We start from the raw sequence: 21,988 nt of genomic DNA, 5'->3' as shown, positions 1-21,988 counted from the left end.
CTATCGGCTAATTTCAACTCGGTATGAGGCCGGACCGATCGACTCACAGCTGAGCTCATCAGCCACCTCATGGCGCAGATGGATGCCGATCGGCGGCGGTGCCGTGATTCGGGGACGGCGTCGGGGAACACACGAGGGGGGCCGAGCGGCGGCCTCCCGGCGGCGCGAGAGAGGCACGTCGAATGCAGTTGGTACAACGATCCAAACGCGTGGTCGAGGCCAGGCTGAACAACACCGCGGTCCGCGCGATCAGCGGTTCGATGGTGGCTTACGAGGGGCAGGTCGCGTTCAAGTCGGCCGGCTTCGGCGGTGGTGACGGCGTGCTCGCCGGTCTCAAGCAGCGGGCGACCGGTGAGGCGTTGTCCTTCATGGAGGCCTCGGGCAACGGCATCGTGTACTTCGCCCACAACGCGGCCGAGACGACGATCATCGAACTCAACAACGAGACGCTGCAGGTCGAGTCCCAGCAACTCATGGTGCTGAACGGGAACCTCCAGACCAACGTGACGTTCGCGGGTCTGCGCGGCGCGTCGTCGGGACAGGGACTGTTCACGACGACGGTCAGTGGGCACGGCCAGATAGCCCTGCTGTCCAACGGTGGCCCGCTGATCCATCTGGAGGTGTCACCCCAGTACCCACTGGTCGTCGATCCGGATGCATTCGTGTGTGCCCGTGGGCAATTGAGCCAGTCCTTCGTCACCGACGTCTCCTGGCGCTCCGCCCTGGGGCAGGGTGGCGGCGAGGCCTTCTCGCTGCGGTGGGACGGCAGCGGAGTCGTGTCGATCCAACCGGCCGAGCGGTGAGGGTGAGGTAGCGAATGTTCACCAAGGTCAACAGCAAGATCGTCTCGGTCGACATCGGCCGCAGCGGACCGGTCATCGCCCGCAAGGGGGCGATGATCTTCTACAAGGGCAACGTCTTCTTCCAGCCGCATCAGATCGCCGGTGCCGGAATGGGCGGCGGCATGCCCGGATTGGGTGCGATGGGCGGCATGGCCGGCCGTATGCTCGCCGGCGAGCACGAGTCGACGATGATCGCACAGGGGCAGGGCGAGGTGCACTACGGATTCCTCGGCATCGAGGTACACGTCGTGGATCTCGGCGCGGTCGGCGGAACCATCCGAGTCGAGGCCTCCCGACTACTCGCATACGGCGCGAACCTGCAGGCGTCGGTCGTATCGGTGGCTTCCCAGGGAGGGAGTGGGGGAGGTGGCGGAGGCGGGGGTCTGTTCGGTGCCCTGCGGTCGGCGGCGGCCGGCGCCGTCACCGGCCAGGGTATGTTCACGACGCAGCTCTCCGGTCCGGGCTCCGCGGTGATTCTCGGCCACGGCGGGGTCTTCGAGCTCGAGGTGACGCCGAACAAGCCGCCGGTGACCGTCGACCCGCAGGCCTTCGTCGGCTCCGCGGGACAGGTCAACACCAACCTCCGCTCGACGGTCAGCTGGCGCAACGTCGGCCGGACCGGCGGCGAGGCAATGCAATTGGAGTGTTCCGGGCAGGGCATCGTCTACGTGCAGGCATCGGAGGAGAAGCTGTGAGCCAACTCAACACCGTGTGGAGTCCGATGACTCTGCCGTCGGACGACAACGTTCCGGACAACAACTACTCGTTCTGCATCGACCTGAACCAGCCCTGGTTCATGTCCAAGGGCGCGATGATCGCCTACTACGGTCAGATGCAGTTCACCTCACTGCAGCAGGGCTTGCAGGGCCAGCTGCTGCAGATGGTGGCGCAACAGTTCTCCGCCCCGCTGTACCTCGGCGATTACGTGGTGGCCGAGGGGCAGGGCAAGCTGATCATCGGCGACCGCGGCTACGACATCAACGCCTACGACCTGGAGGACGGCAATCTCACCATCCGTGCGTCGAATCTACTGGCGTTCCAGCCGAATCTGTCGCTGAATCAGTCGATCGTGCCCGGCTTCCTCACCCTGATCGGCACCGGCAAGTTCCTGGCGTCGTCGAACGGTCCGGTGATGTTCGTCGAGCCGCCCGTGCGCGTGGACCCCGAAGCGCTTGTCGGCTGGTCGGATTGCCCGTCCCCGAGCCATCACTATGACCAGGCCTGGGTGAACAGCTTCATCGCCGCCGCCGGCCAACGATTCGGCATCAATTCCGGCGAGGAGCGGCAGTTCGACTTCACCGGCGCCGGAACGGTTCTGGTGCAGTCCAGTGAGAAGGTGCGCGACGACTCGTCGGTCCTGCGCACCATCCAGGGCCAGCTGCCGGGTCTCTCGGTGCCGGGCCTGCAGCAGATCAACCAGCAGATCAGTCAGCAGCTCACACAGCACCAGGGCTGAGTACGAGCCAAACGACAACTGCGCCGCAGATCCGGAAAGGATCTGCGGCGCAGTTGGTCGTCTGGAGCCTCTGCTCCCTGAGGTGCGAGGAGCGTAGCGACGAGCCTCGAAGGGCTACACCTCGACCTTTTCCTGCTCGCCCTTCGCAGCGAGGCGGTTTCGGCGAACCACGCTGGAGATCAGGGCCGCGATGATCAGTGCGACACCGATCAGGCCGGTGATGATCTCCGGCACGTGGGTGCCGATCGAGTACAGCAGGATGAACGCCAGCGCGCCGATGGCCCAGTGGGCGCCGTGCTCGAGGTACACGTACTCCGAGAGCGTGCCCTTGCGGACCAGGTACACGGTGAGCGAACGGACGAACATCGCGCCGATGAGGCCGAGACCCAGGGCGATGATGATCGGGTCCGCGGTGATGGCGAACGCGCCGATGACGCCGTCGAACGAGAACGACGCGTCGAGCACCTCGAGGTAGAGGAACAGGAAGAAGCCTGCCTTGCCGGTGGCCTTCGCCAGGTTCGACGGACCGGAACGCCCGTTGTCCCCTTCGGCCGCGGCCTTCTCGGCCGAGTCGGTACCCGGTTCTGCCGACTCGTCGTGCTCTTCGACCTCGACGTTGAAGTACTCACCGAGGCCGTTGACCAGGATGTAGGTGACCATGCCGAGCGCGCCGGCGATCATGACCGTCGACCGCTCGTCGGCCGGCGCGATGAACGTCGCGGTGAGCACGAGGAGAGTGATCGCGATGACGACCTCGAGCATCTCCAGCTTGCCGATCTTCTCGAGCGGACGCTCGATCCACGACAGCCAGGTGATCTCCTTCTGTTCGAACACGAAGCCCAGGAACAGCATCAGGAGGAACATGCCGCCGAACGCCGCGATCTGCGGGTGGGCGTCGGTGATGATCGTCTCGTAGCTCGGGTCACCGTTGGCGAAGTAGGCCGCGTCGTTGGGCGGCGGGTTCAACGCGAGGTCGAGTGCGTCGACCGGGTTGAGTCCCGACGCGAGCCACACGATGACCAGGGGGAACACCAGACGCATGCCGAAGACGGCGATCAGGATGCCGATGGTGAGGAAGATCTTCTGCCAGAACTCGCTCATTCTGCGAAGGATCGTGGCGTTGATGACCGCGTTGTCGAAGGACAGCGAGATCTCGAAGACGCCCAGGATGGCCGTCAGGATCAGCGCTTCGACACCGCCATAGAGGAATGCGATGATCAGCGATACGACCGTCACGACGACCGAGAGGCCGAATATTCGTACTACCACTGGATGGTGGCCTTTCTGAGGTGTTCAAGGGACCGCTGCCGACGGCGACGTCGGAGGGTGAAGACACGAGGATGCCGCACCCACTCTAGGAGAGGTGCGGCATCCACGGGAATTTGCTGCGGTGTCAGCCGGGGGAAACCGGGGTCAGACGTTCACGCCGAAGTCGCGGGCGATGCCCGCGAGCCCCGATGCGTAGCCCTGGCCGACGGCGCGGAACTTCCACTCAGCGCCGTTGCGGTACAGCTCGCCGAAGACCATCGCGGTCTCGGTGGAGGCGTCCTCGCTCAGGTCGTAGCGGGCGATCTCGGAGCCGCCGGCCTGGTTGACGACGCGGATGAATGCGTTGCGGACCTGTCCGAACGACTGCGAACGCGCATCGGCGTCGTAGATCGACACGGGGAAGACGATGGAATCGACCTCCGGCGGCACGGCGGCGAGGTCGACCTTGATGACCTCGTCGTCGCCTTCGCCCTCACCGGTCAGGTTGTCGCCGGTGTGCTCGATCGAGCCGTCGGGCGAGCGCAGGTTGTTGAAGAAGACGAAGTGCTGATCGGACAGCACCTTCTTGTTGGCGCCGAGCGCGATGGCGCTGGCGTCGAGGTCGAAGTCGGTGCCGGTGGTGGTGCGGATGTCCCAGCCGAGGCCGACGGACACAGCGGTCAGTCCCGGGGCCTCCTTGGTCAGCGAGACATTTCCACCCTTGCTCAGGCTCACGCCCATGAGATTGTGCCTTTCTGTTGGTACGTGGTCTGGTGATGTCCGATTCGTCCGGGGTTCAGACGCTCGGAGCAACCGACAACACTCTATGTGAAGCGTGTGTCGGGGTCACTGGGTCATGCGGATGAACTGCGGAAATGGTGCTGCGGTTCGTTGATGTCTTGTGCAGGGTGAGCGTCGAGGACCAGGCACCGCCGATTGACGAGTCGCTTCCTCGGACCAGGTGAAGCGACCATCGGGCGCAGACGGTCGAGCGGCTCATCCGTCAAGCAAGATGAACCACTCGCCCTGATCCAGGTAGGCGGTATAGACCTCTCGCGGTCAACAAGATCTACTTGAGGGACGGTCCGCTCGTCGATTGTCACGTCCAGCCGGACATTCCCGAAGGTGGCTCCGGTGATGCCTTGGAGGCTGTCCACCAAGTGGCGTCGCTGACCACGCTCACCTGAAGGGAGGGCTACCCAGCCACACATCGTGGTCATGCACCACCACCTCCACGAAAGGTCAGGTATGCCGTGTTGGTGGTCTGCTTGACGGCGTCGTCCACGACGAACTTCGCCGCGGCGAGCGCCATCCGTCGGTTGTGGAGATTCACGGGGTAGTCGCCTGCGTGGGCCATCAGAAGACCTACACACTGCGCGCGCATGCGTGTGTCCTGGTGCTCGGGCGCATCTAGGAGCACCACGCGAGTGGGATCGATCGCTGGAAGGTCATCCTGGAGCAGGGTGAGGTCGATTCGTTGGCTGGTGAAGATTCGTTTGGCTTGATGTCGTGGAGAGGGTCTCAGACATTCCAAACCTCCCAGCATGATTCGGTGGCGTGCTTGCGAGAGTAGTTCTGCGCAGCGGGATCTGCATTGCGAAGCACTCAGATCAAGCGGCAAACGATGAATTTCATCCTTTTGTGCGACAGTCGTTCCGCTTGGCAGCAGGGACATCGTGCGACAGGCGGAACGGGTCGTCCGATCGGACCATGCTGTTCGAGATCCGGACCGAGACCGAAGATCTGTCTGTACTGCAGGTGATTTCGGTGCTCGGACGCTGCGCCGGATGGTGTCCGTCAATCAGATGGATCCTTCGAGACGCTGTCGGATTCGTCAGAACTGACGACTCTCTCCGGAGTGCGCCTGCTGCTACCTTCACGCTCACGGCCGATCTCGATTCACGCCTGGTCTCCAGTTCCGAGGGCGCGGATAGGCCTCTACGAGCATCCCGAGAAACAGGAGCGGTCTGCCATGGTTGAAGTTGACTACTACGAACTGCTGGGCGTTCAGCGAAACGCAAGCGAAGAGGACATCGAACAGGCATCGAAGCGCGCGACCCGACAATGGACCAAGCGTGTCTCGTCACCGAACATCGACGTGCGACACGAGGCCGAGACGAAGATGAAGCGGTTGCGTGAAGCACGTGAGGCGCTGCTGACAGGTCCCGAGAAACGCGCCGCGTACGACCGGTCCCTACAGCAGGGCGTGCTGCCGTCAACGGTTCCGTCGCCACAGGGCGCCCGGGCCGGTGGCGAGCTGGACTGGGTCGCACTTGCTCGTGAAGCGTTGGCCAACAACGATTATCACTCGGCAGCGTATGCTGCGAAGGAAGCGACAACTGTTCTCGGCGGTAACGCGGAATCGTGGAGTCTGCGATCTCGCGCGAATCTGGGTCTTGGTCGTGTGCAGGACGCGTTGTACGAAGCACGTCAGGCAACTGAGATCGAGATGAACAGCGCCGAGTACCACTTCAACCTCGGCAACGTGCATGAGCAGCTGAAGGATTGGGTCTCTGCCCTCAAGGAGTACCAGGTCGCGACCCAGCTCGACCCGCAGAGCTTCGTCTATCCGCTTGCCCAGGGTTCGGTCTTGCAGCAGAACAGCCTGCTGGACGAGGCAATCGACATGTATCGCCGAGTGTTCGGCAACCACCCGGATGCACAGCCTGTCCGGTACTACCTGGCATTCGCCTTGCTCGAAAAGGCAGAGACGATTCCGAAGTTGCAGGGCGACGGAAGCTACGCGGTAACAGAACAGGCGGAGATTCAGCCGATGATCGCCCTTGTATCGGAAGCGCAGCAGTTGAGTATGGATGAGGACGTCCAGAAGCAGGCTGCGTACATGTTGGAGTACCTGAACAAACAGACCGATATGGTGTGGTCCCTGCCGGGACCGGTATCGGATGCGCCGTTCATGTGGTTCGGCGGTGTGATCGGTGCCTTCCTGCTCGGAATTTTCATCTCCAGTGTGTCGGGCGGGATCGGAGCGCTGTTCATTCTCGGTTCGTTGGTCGTTCTCGGCCTCATCATCTGGCAGTCGTATGTACCGCGGTGGAAGGCGTCGAAGCGGCGGAATTCGTTGGCTCTCATGATCGGACGACTCTGATGCGGAAGGTGATCGGAATCGACCTCGGAACCACGAACTCCGCGGTTGCAGTTCTCGGTGACGACGGACTGCCGGTCATAATTCACAACCGCGAGGGTGACAACACCACACCATCAGCGGTGTTGTTCGACGACGGCGAGGTCACAGTCGGTAAGCAAGCGAAGAACGCAGAGAAGTCGCTGCCCCGGAATGTGGTGCGCTATGTGAAGCGGTTCATGGGCAACCCGGACTACACGTTCGCTCCCGAAGGGGCTGGGGAAGCGTTTGGACCGGAGATCATCTCGTCCTTCATCCTCAGGTTCCTGGTAGACGATGCCTCCGTCTACCTCGCCGAGAAGGTCGAAGACGTGGTCATCACGGTGCCGGCGTACTTCGGCGACGCTGAACGGACCGCAACGAGGCACGCCGGCGAAATTGCCGGCCTCAACGTGCTCCAGGTGATCAATGAGCCGACAGCCGCGGCGCTCAGCTTCGGCTTGAAGGCTGGATACAACGGAAAGGTCCTCGTCTACGACCTCGGCGGAGGCACGTTTGATGTCACCCTGATGGACATCTCCAACAACAACTTCGCTGTGCTGGCGTCAGCCGGCGACCGAAATCTCGGGGGCTTTGATTTCGACAACGAACTCATCAAGCTGGCTGAGGATCGATACCGTGCGCTCGGTGGTTCGATCAATCCGGATGACGATGAGCAGCAGGCCCTGATCCGTGAGCAGGCAGAGGCAGCCAAGCATCGTTTGTCGAACAGTGACAAGGCCAAGATCAGGATCGGAACAGAGTCCATCACGATCATGCGCGATGAGTTCGAACGAGCTGTGTCAGACCTGGTGACGCGAACCAGGTACATCCTCGAAGATGTGATGGAGCAAGCCGGTGTGTCGTATTCCGACGTCGACAAGCTCCTTCTCGTCGGCGGTTCCACACGAATGAAGATCATCGAGCGGTCGGTCAAGGAGTGGACGGGGATCGACGCCGACAAGAGCGTGCATCCGGACGAAGCGGTTGCGCTCGGCGCCGCGATCGTGGCAGAACTGCGAAGCGCTGTCGAGAACGGTACCCGCCCGGTAGTCAGGGCGAATGTCTCCGACGTCGTCGCTCAGGGGCTCGGTGTCGCGGTCCTGGCGGACGACGGGTCGAAGATGTTGAACAGTTTGGTCGTCGAACCGAATACGCGGGTGCCGAACAGGGTCGAGGCGAGTTCGTTCTCCACGGTCGGCGTGACACGGCAGATCAACTTCCAGATCACGGAGGGTGACGAGAACGGTGCCGAGCTGCAGTACGTGAAGGTGCTAGGGGAGTCTCTGCTGGAACTGGACTACGACCTTCCCGCCAAGGCGCCTCTGCGAGTGGTGTTCGTTATCGGAGAGAACCAGACCGTCGAGGCGGAGCTCCATGATGCGGTGAGCGGCAGGTTGATCGGCCAGATGCAAGTGCGGAGGTCGGCGAACCTGGACAGCGCGGAGGTGCAGGCGCTTCGCAAGCAGGGCAAAGAGATCGTGGTCCAATGACCGATTCGAGGCATGGATACCCGGACGGGGAGACAGGACCTGCATCGCACGGAGGTTCGGGCACACCTGTCTACCCGGACTATGGACCCAGAATGACTCTTCCGCAGCAGGATTCGGTAGAGGAAGGATCGGGTTCGCGCCGATCGAGACGGAATCCGGCACCTCCGAGGGGCAGTCTGGATGAGCCGGTTCACGCGGACTCGCGAGAGGATGAACACGAAGGTAGGCACGCGTACAGGCAGAGCGAACCGGTGCCGACCCGGGCCGTAGGAGGAGCGTCCCAGGCGTCTTCGGGACCTGTCGACTCAGGTGAGCGGCCCAGGGGTGACGTCGACGTTGACCTCAGCGAAATCCATCTCCGGTTCGACCAGTTGGAAGCGGCGGTCAAGGCGGGTTCGGGGATCGTCGAACGCAACTACGAGCAGTCCTTGATCGCACTGCGTGACCGCGCGGTGGCGGCCGAGACGGGCATCACGCAGGCGGTCATTCGTCCGATCGCCCGCCAGGTCGCGTCACTGATCGACCGTGTCGAGCTCGAGGATGCCCGACGGCAGGCGGACCCCTGGGCGCTCACGGCCAGCCTTGTCGACGAACTATTGGACATGCTCGAGGATTTCGGGGTCGAGCCGATCGACTGCGAACCCGGAACCGAGGTCGACAAGGCCAGACATCGGGTGGTGAAGAGCGTTGCGAAACGTGTCAGTTCGGATGAGTCGCTGCTCATCGTCGAACGTATGCGGCGCGGCTACGAACTGTCGGGATACGTGATCCGGCCGGCGGAGGTCGCGGCCGAATGGTCGCGCGCCGACGATCCGCCGGCGGGCGACGACTGACAGGAATCGGGCGGACCGTCCCGAGTCACAGAGTAACGACTCATGCGAAAGGAGTGAGAAATGGCTGAAACAGCTTCGGCGCGACGAAGCGGAGACTACACCGAGCCGCACAAGTGCCGCGTCTGCAACCGTGCGTTCTGGGGAAAGTCCTCGTGGAACCGGGTCACCGTGACGTGCCCACATTGCAAGTCTGACAACTGATCCGAGTTCTCGACGGTGCCGGCAGGAACCCTGCCGGCACCGTCGTCTTTCAACCTGCCGGATGCGCCGGCGCCGATCGAAACGGGTGGGGAAACGGCTTCCAGGTCACCACGACCAGGAGGCAAACATGCACCCACTCACAACATCCGCAGTCGGACTCGACCACGCCATGGCCGTCGCGAGCGACGCACTACACCGGGTTCCGGCGTACGGGACTCACGCGCGCGAGTGCGGCTATACGCACAGTGGCGCCATCACCCCCGCTGAGTTCGTGGCGCTGCCAGTCACGACCAAGAAGGGTTATCTCAGGCGGCACGAGATTCCGCAACTGATGTGGGACGGCGACATCGCTCGTGCGGACACGTGGTCGTCGACGTCGGGCTCGACGGGCCAGCCGACATTCTTTCCCCGCGATCCGGCTGCCATCAACGACGCGATCCACTTCTACGGACAGATCTTCGACGACTGCTTCGAGGTCGGCGAGCGCTCCGTCCTTCTCGTGGTCTGCTTCGCGATGGGCACCTGGATCGGTGGCACCTACAGTCACCAAGCGGGAGACGGGCTTCATCGTCGTGGCTACCGGGTTTCGGTGACGACGCCGGGAATCGATGTCGCAGCGGCCGCCACCAACATCAAAGAGTTGGGGCCGCAGTACGAGAAGGTCGTCGTCGCGGGATATCCGCCGCTGGTCAAGGACGTCCTCGACCAGATGGCCGATGCTGCTCTCGCGCAGGACATCTCCATTCTGCTGGCCGGTGAGGGCGTCACCGAGGAGTGGCGCGACCATCTGCTTGAGCGAATCGGGCGAAGCGACCGCCCGGAGCGGGTGTGCCTCATCTATGGAACGGCCGAGGTGGGCGTTATGGGACACGAGTCGCCCGTGACGGTTTCGGTCCGGCGCGCGGCGCGCGCCGACCTCGCTCTTCGTGCTGAGCTGTTCCCGCAGGCGACGACCCTGCCCACATTCGTCGAGGTCGACCCAGCGCGCCGGTACGCCGAAGTCGACGGCGAGGGATACCTTCTGTTCACCATCGACGGTGCTCTCCCGTTGATCCGTTACCGGATCAACGACAAGGGCGACGTCCTCACCGGCGCACGGCTACGCCAGATCCTGGTCGCGCACGGTCATGACGGGCTCGCGGACCGAGTCGATCCCGAGGGTTGTTTTGTCGTCCTGACCGGTCGCCCGGATGTGTCGACGACGTTCTACTCGTCCAACATCTACCCGTCCCAACTGGCGCCGGCATTCGATTCTCCCGCCGTGGCGCGGCTGGTGACGGGCAGGTTCCGCGCGGACGGGAGTCCGGGCGGGGACCACCGTCCTGTGTTGCGTGTCGCTGTCGAGCTCGCCGCCGGTGTTCACACGGCGCCGCCCGGTCTCGTCGACGACCTGACGGTGCTGTGCCAGAACACGCTGTTGCGCACCAACGACGAGTATCGGGCCCTGCACGCACAGCGCGGTGCCGATCGCACGGCGCCTCGGGTCACCCTCCACCCACACGGGACCGGGTTGTTCCGTGTCGGGCCGAAGCACAAGTACACCGGAGAGGTGAAATGATCGAGATCCTGCACCCGGAGAAGGACGAGTCGCGCATCGGGGAGCTGCGTACCGTCGGTGTCGGCGTGGTCGATGGTTGGGAGACCGCGTTCGAGGAGTACTGCTCGCTTCAGTCGCTGGATCCACGGATGGAGCGCCTGACCCCCGCCGATCTCGAGGAACGCAGCCGATATGTCGTGTACCCGTGGAGGAACGTCATGGTGCGGTTGCCCGACGACGAGATCTTCCACCGGCTCCGGACCGCGCGGAACAGGGTCCTGGTCACCGAGAACGAACAGGACTGCTGGGCCGGTACGACGATCGCCGTCGCCGGATTGAGTGTCGGGGCGTCACTGCTGCACACCTGCGTCCTGACCGGCGCCCGGCGGTTCCGGATCGCCGACGCCGACACGCTCGGTGTCACGAACCTGAACCGCCTCAGTGGGTCGGTCTGCGACCTCGGCGTCCCGAAGACGACTCTGGCGCGGCGCAGGATGCTGGAGCTCGATCCGTACGTGACGGTCGAGGTGTTCGACGACGGCGTCACCGAGAACAATGTCGCGTCCTTCCTTGGACTGGACGGACCGGCACGAGCGGACATCGTCCTCGAAGAGGTCGACGACTTGGCCATGAAAGTGGTGATACGGCGTCACGCGAGATCGGCGGGCCTCCCGCTCGTGATGGTCACTGACGACGGCGACGGCGTCATCGTCGACGTCGAGCGTTACGACGTCGACCCCTCATACCCCGAGTTCCACGGTATGGCAGGGTTTCTCACAACGATGAGTCCAACGGAACTGTCCGATCCGGAGAACAGGGTGGCTGTCGCTTCGGCGATTGTCGGTCCCGAGGTGTCTCCGCGTGTGACCAAGGCGCTGGCGGAGGTCTGCAGGAGCATTCCGTCGTGGCCGCAGTTGGGCAGCGCCGCAACCATGGCGGGTGCGGTGGGCGCGACCGTCGCGCGGCAGATTGTGTGCGGGGCGGATATCCCGTCGGGGCGTGCCTACCTCAGGGTCGGCGATTTCTTGCCGTGCTGATGGTCCGGTCGTGTCCCCGTGCCGGGGTGCACGGGGACACGACCGCTCACCTCTGAGCCTCGAGGACGTCGCTGTGACCGTGGCGGCGACACCAGCTCACGATGTAGCGGGCATGCAGTCCGCACCATCTGAACACGGCGGCCTGCGTGAGTGGCAACCGGTCGTCATGTTCATGCCGGGCACGCATCATCGGTCCGACGTAGTTGGATGCCAGCTTGCTCGCGGTGTTGTTGGACACTCGTGCAACTTGGGCGAGGCTGCCGACGTCAACGGCGTTTCCTGCCGCGATCGCACCGGCCATGCGGGCCGCGGTTATACCGCGCCGACCGTCGAAGAGCTCGAATAGCGAAGGACGCATGGACTTCGGGTGTTGCTCGGCGAGCGCTTGCCCGAGCGCGACGGTCCGCAGCGAGTTGATGAACGTATGGAGGCCGGCCGACTTGGCCACCACCCCGGAGACATCGGAGCGGAGTCGGGCCTCGGCGAGGTGATCCTCCTCCATGGAATGGCCCTGGGTGGCGAGGAGGACCGGTGCCAGCCGATCAGCCTGGTGAAGTCCCTCGATCACGTCGAGTCCATCGAACGTCCACTCCAGTTGCGCGTGGTTGAAGATGAGGTCCGCACTGACCACGTCGAATCGGACACGAGCGGCGACCGCGCTGAGGAACTCGTCGTGGTTCCGGGCCACGACAACGGTCGATCCCTCGAACGTGCTCCTGATCGGATCTGCCACGACATGGCCGAGGGGCGAGGCGATGAGAATACGAAGTCCGGTCACCGCGACATCATGCCGCATCGTCAGTTGTCATGCGTGATTACGCATTAACGGTCACCGCCGAGGGCGATATTCACCCGAATCGACACCAAGGATGTCGTCGTAGTGGCTGACTACCCCACGGTCGCGCCACCAGTATTGACGACATCGCCTGTTCCAGACCACCAGACGTTGACTGTCGTCACCCAGGAGCTCTCATGACTACCGATACCATCGACCTCGACAATGACTCCATCCGTGAAACGGCTGTGCGCCAACCTGTTGCCGTGGTAGCCGAGCACGACTTCGGCGATGCCGCGATGATGGCGCTCGTCTCCGGTCTCGGACATCGTGCCCTGCTCGTCGATCTGGACCGTGCCCGGGTCTTCTGTCCGGAAGGGATCAGAGCCGTGATCGTTCGCAGCGCAAAGCATTTGGCTCGGGTGCGGGAGCCGGGACGATTCGACCGCGCGCACATCATCGGAATCGGGGTATGTCCCGGCCGCGAGTACGGAGTGGAGCTTCCGGATTCCCCGTTCGCGGCCGGCACGCTTCGCCAGGTTCTCGACAAGGTCGCCGGAGATGTGACCGGCGATGAGGGTCGGGTGCAGCTCAGCGACCGCGAATGCGAAGTGGTGCTGACGTACGTCCTCGGTGCCACGGTGCGAGAGACGGCGACGCGACACTTCATCGCGGAGAGCACCGTCCGCACCCATCTCCGCAGAGTGTCCGACCGCTACATCGCAGTCGGACGTCCGGTTGCCAACAAGTCTCAGTTGCTGATCGAGCTCATGGCCGACGGGTGGGTGGACCGTGATCACCTGCTTCGTCGCTGATGTTCTCCCGTTGTGCCGTGCGACTCGACGGAGACGGGCCGGGTGTTGTGTGCCAGTGTCCCCCGTGGACTGGGCAGAGTCTTCCGGTGCTGTCACAGGTCACGCAGGTGAGCCGGCCGGCGATGCTGTATCCACCTGCCTCGCCGCAACATTCGTTACACTTGACCAGCACGCGTGCGCATCGATCGCACCTGTCCGCCCTAGTCCCTCCTCGTTGCTTCACCGGGGGTAAGACTACGCGGGCCATGATCCGAACGGTCTCCCCCAAAACAATGAAGATCGACCTCAGGCGTTCGACCCAATAAGTTTGTGGGGGGTTCACCTGCCGGTGGGCGCCAAGCCGCACATCCGGGTGATCGCATTGGCGAGAGGAGCGTCTGACGTGAGCCGACTCGTGCCTCCGCTGATCCCTCCAGGAGCACAACCCGCCATCGTGGTCGTCGTGGTTCCGCTGTCCGGGGTCAGCCGGGATGAGTACCTGAAGCAGTATCAACGTTCGATGCGAGAACCGCTGCCGGAGAGCAAGTCCCTCCAAGGGGAACTGTGCGGCTGGTCCGGGGCGCTGGGGAAGAGGCGATGGGTCGGTGAGCGATACTCGCCGTCAGTCGCGCTGCTGATGTGTAGCCGGCGGGTCGAGGTCGCCGATCTCGACACGATCGACCGACTCGGGGCAGTCTGCCGGGACACGATCGGACCACTGAGCTGCTACTCCGCGGGCTGGTACTCGAGCCTTGCTCCGTTGGTCCCGTCTGGTCTTCGGAGGTCGATCGGTGCCGCGGTGCGGGAGGCCCGGCGCGCGGCTGTGCGCAAGGTTCGCGGTGCCATGGTTCGTTCTGAGCCGTCCGTGGACGAGTCCTTCGACACCGTGCAGAATTTCGTCGAGACCCCCATCAGCAGAGCAGGCGTGGATGAGAAAGTGGCGCTTGACGGTTTCGTCAGCGCGATTGTGCGGTTGCTCGATGCCGGCGCGGCCGGGTCGACGATCCTGACCGAGGAGGAGACGACGGTTCTCGCAGAACTCGGTGAACGCGTCGTGGACGATTTCGGTGCGGAACCAGAAGAGCCGCTCACCGCTGAGCGCCGAGCGGAGCTCCGCACGACTGCGATCACGTTCGTCGAGCGCGTGATCGCAGATCGGGTCAAGGGCAAGGACCGCTCTGACCCGCGTCTGAGCGAAGCGTTCGAACGCGTCGTCACGACCTACGTGAACCGTCTGCACCGCGGGAAGCCACTGGAAGGCACGGAGTACTACCTGAAGCTCCGGCTCGATGCCGTCCGGCTCGACGAGAAGCGCCGCACCGCAGTCCGGCGGCTCCACGAGAGGCGGCTGATCGTGGCCGACGACCCGGACCGCAGTCAGGCAGACGACCGCGTGGAGAACACACCTGACCCTGCCGCCGACGCGGCCAACGAGCTCCTTGCCGTCATCGCGGCGACCATCGCCGAGGACCCTGACCAACAGATCGACGGAAAACTCTGCTGGGAGGGGAGAACCGCGATCACACTCCTGACCATCGGCGGCACGCTCGACATCGCCAGTCCGGGCGAGGTGAGACGGGTGGCCGCGCAGCTCTGGCGCTCGGAGCAGCCGGCAGATGCCCGCAGTGAGTCGGCGATGAAGGCGGGGATGAACGTGTACCTGACACTGGAGACCGCAGGTAGACGCGCTCGACGTTCACTAGCCGACACGCTCGACGCGGGAGTGGTTTCATGAGCGGGACCGTGCAGCGTGGACCCGACGGAAGCTATACGTGGCGCGCCGACGACGCCGAGGCGTTCCTGCCGGTCACGATCACCACCGGACAAATCACATTCACCGTCGATGCGGCGTTTCCCGAGCAGCCCGTGCAGGTGACCATCCGGGATGCGGAATCCGCGCGCGACGCGTCGGTTTTCGCCGACCCGTCAGCGGTCAACGATCTCGTAAACGCTCTGGATACGACCGGAATCCCTGCTCCGGATCTCAGCGATGGGCTGGTTCGGCTTACCACGGTGACCGCGGTCGACACGCTGCACCTGGGCGATCTCGACGACGGTGTTCTGTCACTGGACGTCGCATATGCGCGTGCCCTCCTGGGCGACCCGGACATGGGCTGGTACCTGGCACTGGCATCCTCGGTGCCCGGTCGTCTGGTGGACGAGATCGAATCAGCCGATCACGGAGGGCCGTTGGTGACGCGACTCGCCGAGGTCATCGGCACGGTGGCCATCGGCGTACTTCCCGACGACGAGATGGATGGTTTGCTGGGGGCGCTGCGTGTGCGCACAGATCGATCAGATGTCCTGTGGGATGCGCTGTTCGGTCTCGACACCGACCTGGGTGTGCTCGCCGCCGATCTCGGCGGGATTTCCCCGGTGATCACGCAGGTCGCGGACCTGCGTGCGCTACCGCCTCGACTGCTGCGGTTCGACGGTCCGGAGGAACCGGAGGTCGAGATAAACGAGAACGTTGACGGTTCGTACGAGGTGAGTGCGGAGTTGCGTGACGGTGTGGATGCGGATTCAGCAGTGGTGGATGGGATTTTCGCTGTCGCTGCGGACCCCGAGACGGGTGACCTGGTCGCGTTTGCGCCGGCGACGGCATCCGGCGACCGGATCACGGCGCGCATCGTCGGAGTCGACGGCGACGCGCGGTTCGCGTTCGTCGGTTCAGAAGCCGACCCCGCGGAACTTCGACTCGACCACTTCGGCGTGGCGATGACCCGGGTCGATCGGCATTTCCGGCACGCATGGACCCGGCTTCGCAACGCGGGTGCCGTCCTCGCAGGTCTGGGGATCACCGACTCTGACGACGGGATTGCTGCCGCGACGGCCGGCGCGGAAACGGAACGCCAGGCGGCATCCGATGCCGTGGGTACTGTGCGAGTTCTCCTGCGACAGTTCGCGAGGCGATACCGCGGAGAATCCGAGACCCGGCTGATCGCCGCCCGTCTCGTGGCAGTCGAGAAGCTGGACGATCGGGTCCGCGAACCGTTGCGGACCGACGGGCCCGGCGGACCCACGCTTGCCGAACTCCACATGATCGGGTTCGGATGACCGCGCGTGACCCGTCGTCGGTGCTCCTGATCAGGGCGGTCGACGCCGGAGGCACATATCTGTCGTTCCGGTGGCTCGACGACCCCGCATATCCTCACGTGCACGTGGTGACGACCCCGAAGTTGCGCCGAGCGCTGGCTCGCCTCGATGCGGCTCTGATCGGTGGCGACGGCATGGATCCGGAAGAACCTGTACGCCGTGCATTGTCCGGACCGTTCAGCCGCTATCAGAGTGAGCTCGCGGTGAATGAAGGGCTGTCTCGGGTGATCCTTCCCGCAGCGGTGACGACGGCTCTGGTCGAGAAGGCCCGTGTGGGGCGAGTTCTGGTGCGGATCACGCCGAGTCGGTCGCTGGCCAGGGTTCCGTTCGAGTTGCTGGCCGTGGACGGGGAGACGCGCTTGATAGAGCTCGCCGACGTCTGCTTCGAGCCTCCTGCAGCAGTGCATCTCGGACGGGCCCGGACCCCCGGCCCCTGGACCGACGATCTCTCGAGGCGACCCGTGCTCTATGTCGTGGATCCGCTGCTGCCCGCAGGTTCCGGACTCCGGCAGGTGATGGTGTCCTCGTCGGGACCACGACGATCGCAGCCACCCGGGGCCCGCTTGATCCGTGATCGGATGGCGAACCGTTCGCACACGAGCGCCTCGGGTGTCGGAGCGGCCTACGACCGCTGGGATTTGAGTGAGGAACTGCGTCTTGAACCGAGCCGCCTGTTCTACTTTGGACACGTGTCCTCGACGGTGAATCAGCCGGGTTCGGCATCGATTCATCTGACCGACGACGGAAAGCAGTGGGGGCTGGCCGAATCCGTCCACGGGGCGCATCGCCCGCTGGCTGCGCTGGATCTGCTGTTGGGCACCGCGAGACCGGATCTGGGCGAGGGGGCGAGCCCGCACGTGGGCGACGGGATCCCCGGCCATCGGTTGTGGCCGATGCCGCCGCGAGTGGCGGTGATCGCCTGCGAGGGTGGCGTGGACTATCGGAGTTCGGAGACTTTCGGTTTGGTGGTGGCGATGTTCAGCGCAGGTGCGGAGATCGTGACGACGACGCGCTGGACCTTGCCGTCCGATGTTGCCTTCTCGGATCTCGCGGCCGTCGACTCGGATGTGTGCCCCACGACGGAACTGGCTCTGGCAGTGGACGAGACGCACATGGCGGCAGATCCGGCCGCGGCGTTGTCGGCGTGGCAACGATCGAAGCTCGAACAGTGGCGGGCGTCGCCCTCGGTCGCGAACTCGCCGCTGACATGGGCCTCGGTGGGAACACATGTCTGTGCTCGACGCCAGATCACCACGGCGCCCGGGGAGGGAAGCAGATGAGTGCGGGAAGCGACGAGCAGCGCGACGAATTCGATGCCGATGAGTGGGAGCGGGTTCGCGCTGAGTTGTACGCCGTCGCAAACGAGGCGGACGTGGCCGGGGATCCTCGTGCGATCGCCGCGGCCTATGTCGAGCTCGCAGAACATCTGGCAGACGTCGCCGGTACCGACGAGGTCATCGATGCCGTTCTCGGTGCGCGTGATGCGTATGCCGAGTTCGATCCCGAAGCTGCCACCGAACTCCTCCAGGTGATCGGTCTCATCGCATTTCGGTCGGGCGACTACGTAACGGCACATGAGGCGATGGGGCTGGCTTGTGATGAGCTGTCCGAGTACGAAGATCACGAGAAGTTCGCCGGTGCGCTCAACGACTTCGGCACCTTGTCCACCCAGGTCGGCGAGTTCGACGACGCGGATCGGGCGCTCGGACTCGCCGAGCAGATCTACCTGGAACTGGGAACGGTCCACGACGTTGCGGAAGTACGGCTGAATCTGGCGAACAACCACCGGATGTCCGGACGCCGGCAAGAAGCGGAAAAGGCGTTTCTCGAGCTCGTCGACTTCTTCGGTGACGCGACCCTACGAGCAGCGATGTGTCTCACGTCGCTGGCGGCGACCTACGTGGAGTCCGGTCGGCCTCAACTCGCGGTGCCGGCATTCGAACGCGCCATCGAGATCTGTGAGCGTGAGGGTGACCGGGAGCATGCCACCGAGAGTCGGATGGGTTTGGCACTAGTGTTCATGGCCACCGGCGACGTGGCCAGAGGCGAGGAACTGTTGTCCGAGGCGATCCGGTTCTTCGAGGCCACTGGCAAGCCGGACAAAGTTGCCATCTGCGAGTACAACAGGGCAAATGCGGCCCTGGCACGACACGACTTCTCCGTCGCAGATGAGGCATTCGCTGCGGCGCGCGACGGCCTCGCTGCCGCCGGGATGCACCACCAGTTGGCCAACCTCGCGTGGAATCGAGTCAAGCGGCTGGTGACCGAGGCCTCGATCGATCCACTCCGTCGCGCGACGCTCAGCGCAGAAGCCGTCGACACGGCGGTCGCCGCACTCATCGCAGGCGACTACCAACGCTTCCAGTTCGCCGATGCACGGCGTCGGGCTCGATGGCGGGAATCGTTGGAGCACCGGATCACCTGGACGTTCATCATGGTCCGCCAGTTGGGGTCGGTGACGCTCATGGCGGACCTGATCGAAACCGTACTCAGTGGCGGTGTTCACGGACTGGTGGCAACGGAGGCGGACGCCGGCCCACTGAACCTCGACATTCCCCTCGACATGACCGATGTGCGACAGACAGTGTCCACCGATCCGTTCGGCGATTCGGGGGACATCGCGTTTGCCATGGCCCAGGGGCTGGGGGCGACCCTGCTGGACAGGGCAGAACTGCCGATGGCGCCGCCGCCTGCACTCGTCGATGGTGACGGACGGCTCCTGCTGGCAAGGCAGCGCGAGATGGCCGCGAGCCTGGACCCATACCTGGCTGCGGTGCTCCAGGGTGCGCCACGGGTTCCGATCTGGTGACCGAACCAGGTGATCGTCGATGAGCGATCGTGGCATGTCTCGCCGATCACTGCGACCATGGAGATCAGTCCGAGCGAGAGCGCCAGGTGTGTCGCGGTGTCGACAACCCGGACAGGTTCTGACGTCGGTTCAGTCCCGAGCCAGTGTGGCTCGGACGTGAGCCGATCAGGAGTGTGCGATGCCCGCCCAGAACGTTGCCCGCAAGCTCATCGAATCCCATCTGGCGGCCGGGGACATGACCCCGGGCGAAGAGATCGCGATCCACATCGACCAGACCCTCACCCAGGACGCCACCGGCACGCTGGTCATGCAAGAGCTGGAGTCTCTGGGTCTCGACCGCGCACGCACCGAGGCGAGTGTCCAGTACGTCGACCACAACCTGCTGCAGACCGACGAGAAGAACGCAGAGGACCACGAGTATCTGCGCACTGCGTGTGAGCGCTTCGGGCTGTGGTTCTCCAAGCCGGGCAACGGTGTCTCGCATCCCACTCACATGCAGCGGTTCGGCATACCGGGAAAGACGATGGTCGGGTCCGACTCGCACACGCCGGCGGCGGGATCGCTCGGGATGCTCGCGATCGGGGTCGGCGGACTCGAGGTGGCTCTCGCCATCACCGGTCGCCCGCTGAACATCCGGATGCCCGAGATCTGGGGTGTCCGGCTGGAAGGCGAACTGCCGGAGTGGTGTTCGGCCAAGGATGTGATCCTCGAGATGCTCCGACGCCACGACGTGAAGGGTGCCGTGAACCGGATCATCGAGTATCACGGTCCCGGGCTCGCGGGTCTGACCGCGATGGACCGCCACGTGATCGCGAACATGGGCGCGGAACTGGGCGCGACGACGACGGTGTTCCCCAGCGACGACGCGGTGCGCGAGTTCCTCCGCGCCGAGGACCGCGAAGGCGACTGGACCGAACTCGTCGCCGACGACGGGGCGACCTACGACGCCGAGGAGACCATCGATCTCACCGAGATCGTCCCGCTGATCGCGAAACCCTCGTCACCCGGAGACGTCGTTCCGGTCAGTGAGGTCGTGGGGGAGGAGATCTCGCAGGTCGTGATCGGGTCGAGTGCCAATCCCGGCCTCCGCGACTTCGCGATCGCCGCAGCGATGGTGGCGGGGAGGCAGACGTCAGCCGATGTCAGCTTCGACATCAACCCGACGTCACGGGAGATCCTCACCGACCTCACCAAGATGGGGGCCACCACCGATCTCGTCATCGGCGGCGCGCGGATCCACCAGGCCGGCTGTATGGGCTGCATCGGCATGGGGCAGGCGCCCGCGACCGGGCAGAACTCGCTGAGGACGATGCCGCGCAACTTCCCCGGACGGTCGGGCACCAAGGACGACAAGGTATGGCTGTGTTCGCCGGAGACCGCAGCCGCGTCGGCGCTCACCGGCGTGATCACCGACCCCCGCGACTGGGCCGCCGACAACAAGGTCTCCTACCCAGAGCTCGACCTGCCGCAGGAACACTCGGTCAACACCGCGATGCTGGTCCCGCCGCTGCCGCCGGAGGAAGCCGCGAAGGTCCAGCCGGTGAAGGGCCCCAACATCTCCGATCTACCGGACCTGGACTCGCTCCCCGATGTCGTCGAGGCCCCGGTCCTGCTGAAGGTCGGCGACAACATCTCCACGGACGACATCTCGCCCGCCGGCGCGAAAGCTCTGCCGTACCGGTCGAACATCCCCAGGCTCGCCGAGTTCTGTTTCACGCGCATCGACGACACCTACACGGAGAGAGCTCGATCCGCGGACACCGGCCACATCATCATCGGAGGTGACAACTACGGACAGGGCTCATCACGCGAACATGCGGCGATCGCGCCTCGCCACCTGGGCCTCCGGGTGGTGATCGCGAAGTCGTTCGCCCGCATCCATTGGCAGAATCTCGCGAACTTCGGTGTGCTGGCAGTGGAATTCGTCGATCCGGCTGATTACGACACCGTCGAGCAGGACGACACCCTCCGGCTCGAGAATCTGCGGGATGCCCTGGGTGCCGATGACGTCCTCACCGTCCGCAACGTGACCAAGGAGCGCAATGTCGAAGTCCGGCACCGACTCTCGAAGCGCCAGGTGTCCGACGTCCTGGCCGGCGGACTCATCCCGCGGCTCGCCGCCGAGGAACATCCGGACGAACATCGAGCCGAGGAGACCGTGTTGCAGGACAGCGGCGAGATCAGCTGAGCGTCAGCGCACGTACCCCGTGAGCTGATAGGTCTCGGGCGGGCCGGTGATCGACGAGTAGAGCGACACCTGCGTGAACGCGCCCTTCTTCGGCGCGAACAGCCAGATGCCGACCGGATACTTCGCGATCTTCCCGGCGGCACAGTTCGGTTCGCAGAGCTTGCGGTTCTCGGTGCCGAAGCCGACCGCGAAGGCATCGGTCCACGCGAGCCAGGTGATGTCGGAGACGATGACTCCGACGTCGGCGCAGAAGTTCGACGAAAGTGTGCGTGGCTGAACGAGTTTCGCCCCGTCGCAGCCGCCGACCACGGTCACGGCCGGCGTGGGGGACGGTGCAGCAGCGGCAGCTCCGCCCCCGGACAGACCGAGCATCACGACGACACCCGAGACGGCCACAGCGACACAAGCCCTGATCAGTTTCGAAGCCATCCCGGTCGTCTCCTCGTCGCTCGTCCGGCAACTGGTGGTTCGAGGAATCATTCTCGGGCACCGACGACCAGGTCACGGGCGTATTCACGAACTTGTCGCCGGAAACGACGACGTCCCCGCCGGATCGTG

General features: G+C 64.4%; 19 protein-coding genes. 14 read left to right on the top strand and 5 right to left on the bottom strand.

Annotated features, from left to right (window positions below):
• Positions 1-182 precede the first annotated feature (182 nt).
• Genes GOALK_RS22055 through GOALK_RS22045 form a run of 3 tightly spaced genes read left to right on the top strand, consistent with a single transcriptional unit; the run spans position 183 to position 2,298 of the window.
• Positions 183-803, top strand: coding sequence for an AIM24 family protein (locus tag GOALK_RS22055; RefSeq protein ID WP_006361067.1), 621 nt, complete (start codon positions 183-185; stop codon positions 801-803).
• 14 nt (positions 804-817) lie between these two features.
• Positions 818-1,537, top strand: coding sequence for an AIM24 family protein (locus tag GOALK_RS22050; RefSeq protein ID WP_006361066.1), 720 nt, complete (start codon positions 818-820; stop codon positions 1,535-1,537).
• Positions 1,534-2,298: an AIM24 family protein gene (locus tag GOALK_RS22045; RefSeq protein WP_006361065.1), complete on the top strand. Its 765-nt coding sequence runs from the start codon at positions 1,534-1,536 to the stop codon at positions 2,296-2,298. The genes GOALK_RS22050 and GOALK_RS22045 overlap by 4 nt, the downstream gene beginning before the upstream one ends.
• A 114-nt stretch (positions 2,299-2,412) precedes the next feature.
• On the opposite strand, the gene GOALK_RS22040 is transcribed toward GOALK_RS22045, so the two are convergent.
• The 3 genes from GOALK_RS22040 to GOALK_RS22030 all read right to left on the bottom strand — a co-directional run bounded on the left by GOALK_RS22040 (position 2,413) and on the right by GOALK_RS22030 (position 4,903).
• A complete protein-coding gene (locus tag GOALK_RS22040) occupies positions 2,413-3,567 on the bottom strand; it encodes a DUF475 domain-containing protein (protein WP_035753981.1) in 1,155 nt (384 codons plus the stop codon).
• A 144-nt stretch (positions 3,568-3,711) separates the two neighbouring features.
• Positions 3,712-4,287 carry a TerD family protein gene (locus GOALK_RS22035; RefSeq protein ID WP_006361063.1) on the bottom strand — a complete coding sequence of 192 codons (576 nt, stop codon included), beginning with the start codon at positions 4,285-4,287 and terminating at the stop codon, positions 3,712-3,714.
• A gap of 475 nt (positions 4,288-4,762) precedes the next feature.
• Complete coding sequence (locus tag GOALK_RS22030; RefSeq protein WP_157139185.1) at positions 4,763-4,903, bottom strand: hypothetical protein; 141 nt, start codon at positions 4,901-4,903, stop codon at positions 4,763-4,765.
• Positions 4,904-5,518: 615 nt separating this feature from the next.
• Here GOALK_RS22030 and GOALK_RS22025 point away from each other — a divergent pair.
• The 5 genes from GOALK_RS22025 to GOALK_RS22005 all read left to right on the top strand — a co-directional run bounded on the left by GOALK_RS22025 (position 5,519) and on the right by GOALK_RS22005 (position 11,768).
• On the top strand, positions 5,519-6,652 hold the full coding sequence (locus GOALK_RS22025) for a tetratricopeptide repeat protein (RefSeq protein WP_006361061.1): 1,134 nt from the start codon (positions 5,519-5,521) through the stop codon (positions 6,650-6,652).
• Entirely contained in the window at positions 6,652-8,160 is a 1,509-nt protein-coding gene (locus GOALK_RS22020) for an Hsp70 family protein (RefSeq protein WP_006361060.1), read from the top strand. The genes GOALK_RS22025 and GOALK_RS22020 overlap by 1 nt, the downstream gene beginning before the upstream one ends.
• Before the next feature lie 371 nt (positions 8,161-8,531).
• Positions 8,532-8,993, top strand: coding sequence for a nucleotide exchange factor GrpE (grpE, locus tag GOALK_RS24445; protein ID WP_006361059.1), 462 nt, complete (start codon positions 8,532-8,534; stop codon positions 8,991-8,993).
• A 328-nt stretch (positions 8,994-9,321) separates the two neighbouring features.
• Positions 9,322-10,752: a phenylacetate--CoA ligase family protein gene (locus tag GOALK_RS22010; RefSeq protein ID WP_006361057.1), complete on the top strand. Its 1,431-nt coding sequence runs from the start codon at positions 9,322-9,324 to the stop codon at positions 10,750-10,752.
• A 206-nt stretch (positions 10,753-10,958) separates the two neighbouring features.
• Positions 10,959-11,768 (top strand): ThiF family adenylyltransferase, encoded by an 810-nt coding sequence (locus GOALK_RS22005; RefSeq protein WP_232283206.1) that lies wholly within the window; start codon positions 10,959-10,961, stop codon positions 11,766-11,768.
• 46 nt (positions 11,769-11,814) lie between these two features.
• On the opposite strand, the gene GOALK_RS22000 is transcribed toward GOALK_RS22005, so the two are convergent.
• Entirely contained in the window at positions 11,815-12,546 is a 732-nt protein-coding gene (locus tag GOALK_RS22000) for an MSMEG_1198 family transcriptional regulator (protein ID WP_006361055.1), read from the bottom strand.
• 194 nt (positions 12,547-12,740) lie between these two features.
• Here GOALK_RS22000 and GOALK_RS21995 point away from each other — a divergent pair, with 194 nt between their 5' ends.
• The 6 genes from GOALK_RS21995 to GOALK_RS21970 all read left to right on the top strand — a co-directional run bounded on the left by GOALK_RS21995 (position 12,741) and on the right by GOALK_RS21970 (position 21,430).
• Positions 12,741-13,358: a helix-turn-helix transcriptional regulator gene (locus GOALK_RS21995; protein WP_006361054.1), complete on the top strand. Its 618-nt coding sequence runs from the start codon at positions 12,741-12,743 to the stop codon at positions 13,356-13,358.
• 382 nt (positions 13,359-13,740) lie between these two features.
• A complete protein-coding gene (locus GOALK_RS21990; protein ID WP_157139184.1) occupies positions 13,741-15,072 on the top strand; it encodes a hypothetical protein in 1,332 nt (443 codons plus the stop codon).
• Positions 15,069-16,394: a hypothetical protein gene (locus GOALK_RS21985; protein ID WP_006361052.1), complete on the top strand. Its 1,326-nt coding sequence runs from the start codon at positions 15,069-15,071 to the stop codon at positions 16,392-16,394. Before GOALK_RS21990 ends, GOALK_RS21985 begins: the two co-directional genes overlap by 4 nt.
• Positions 16,391-17,713 (top strand): hypothetical protein, encoded by a 1,323-nt coding sequence (locus tag GOALK_RS21980; protein ID WP_006361051.1) that lies wholly within the window; start codon positions 16,391-16,393, stop codon positions 17,711-17,713. The genes GOALK_RS21985 and GOALK_RS21980 overlap by 4 nt, the downstream gene beginning before the upstream one ends.
• Positions 17,710-19,242, top strand: a complete 1,533-nt coding sequence (locus GOALK_RS21975; RefSeq protein ID WP_006361050.1) for a tetratricopeptide repeat protein — start codon at positions 17,710-17,712, stop codon at positions 19,240-19,242. The genes GOALK_RS21980 and GOALK_RS21975 overlap by 4 nt, the downstream gene beginning before the upstream one ends.
• Before the next feature lie 178 nt (positions 19,243-19,420).
• Entirely contained in the window at positions 19,421-21,430 is a 2,010-nt protein-coding gene (locus GOALK_RS21970; protein ID WP_006361049.1) for an aconitate hydratase, read from the top strand.
• 3 nt (positions 21,431-21,433) lie between these two features.
• Here GOALK_RS21970 and GOALK_RS21965 read toward each other — a convergent pair whose 3' ends face one another.
• Positions 21,434-21,859 carry a hypothetical protein gene (locus tag GOALK_RS21965; protein WP_006361048.1) on the bottom strand — a complete coding sequence of 142 codons (426 nt, stop codon included), beginning with the start codon at positions 21,857-21,859 and terminating at the stop codon, positions 21,434-21,436.
• Between the last annotated feature and the right edge of the window lie 129 nt (positions 21,860-21,988).

It is taken from the genome of Gordonia alkanivorans NBRC 16433 (genome assembly GCF_000225505.1).
GTDB lineage: Bacteria > Actinomycetota > Actinomycetes > Mycobacteriales > Mycobacteriaceae > Gordonia > Gordonia alkanivorans.
The sequence above is the reverse complement of the archived record's forward strand: the minus strand, read 5'-3'. Positions and strand labels throughout refer to the sequence as shown.

Bases quoted from the DNA above. Each gene is read 5' to 3' on its own strand.
- GOALK_RS22055 (WP_006361067.1), top strand. From the start codon at position 183: ATGCAGTTGGTACAACGATCCAAACGCGTGGTCGAGGCCAGGCTGAAC.
- GOALK_RS22050 (WP_006361066.1), top strand. From the start codon at position 818: ATGTTCACCAAGGTCAACAGCAAGATCGTCTCGGTCGACATCGGCCGC.
- GOALK_RS22035 (WP_006361063.1), bottom strand. From the start codon at position 4,287: ATGGGCGTGAGCCTGAGCAAGGGTGGAAATGTCTCGCTGACCAAGGAG.
- GOALK_RS22030 (WP_157139185.1), bottom strand. From the start codon at position 4,903: ATGGCCCACGCAGGCGACTACCCCGTGAATCTCCACAACCGACGGATG.
- GOALK_RS22025 (WP_006361061.1), top strand. From the start codon at position 5,519: ATGGTTGAAGTTGACTACTACGAACTGCTGGGCGTTCAGCGAAACGCA.
- GOALK_RS22020 (WP_006361060.1), top strand. From the start codon at position 6,652: ATGCGGAAGGTGATCGGAATCGACCTCGGAACCACGAACTCCGCGGTT.
- GOALK_RS22010 (WP_006361057.1), top strand. From the start codon at position 9,322: ATGCACCCACTCACAACATCCGCAGTCGGACTCGACCACGCCATGGCC.
- GOALK_RS21995 (WP_006361054.1), top strand. From the start codon at position 12,741: ATGACTACCGATACCATCGACCTCGACAATGACTCCATCCGTGAAACG.
- GOALK_RS21985 (WP_006361052.1), top strand. From the start codon at position 15,069: ATGAGCGGGACCGTGCAGCGTGGACCCGACGGAAGCTATACGTGGCGC.
- GOALK_RS21980 (WP_006361051.1), top strand. From the start codon at position 16,391: ATGACCGCGCGTGACCCGTCGTCGGTGCTCCTGATCAGGGCGGTCGAC.
- GOALK_RS21975 (WP_006361050.1), top strand. From the start codon at position 17,710: ATGAGTGCGGGAAGCGACGAGCAGCGCGACGAATTCGATGCCGATGAG.
- GOALK_RS21970 (WP_006361049.1), top strand. From the start codon at position 19,421: ATGCCCGCCCAGAACGTTGCCCGCAAGCTCATCGAATCCCATCTGGCG.
- GOALK_RS21965 (WP_006361048.1), bottom strand. From the start codon at position 21,859: ATGGCTTCGAAACTGATCAGGGCTTGTGTCGCTGTGGCCGTCTCGGGT.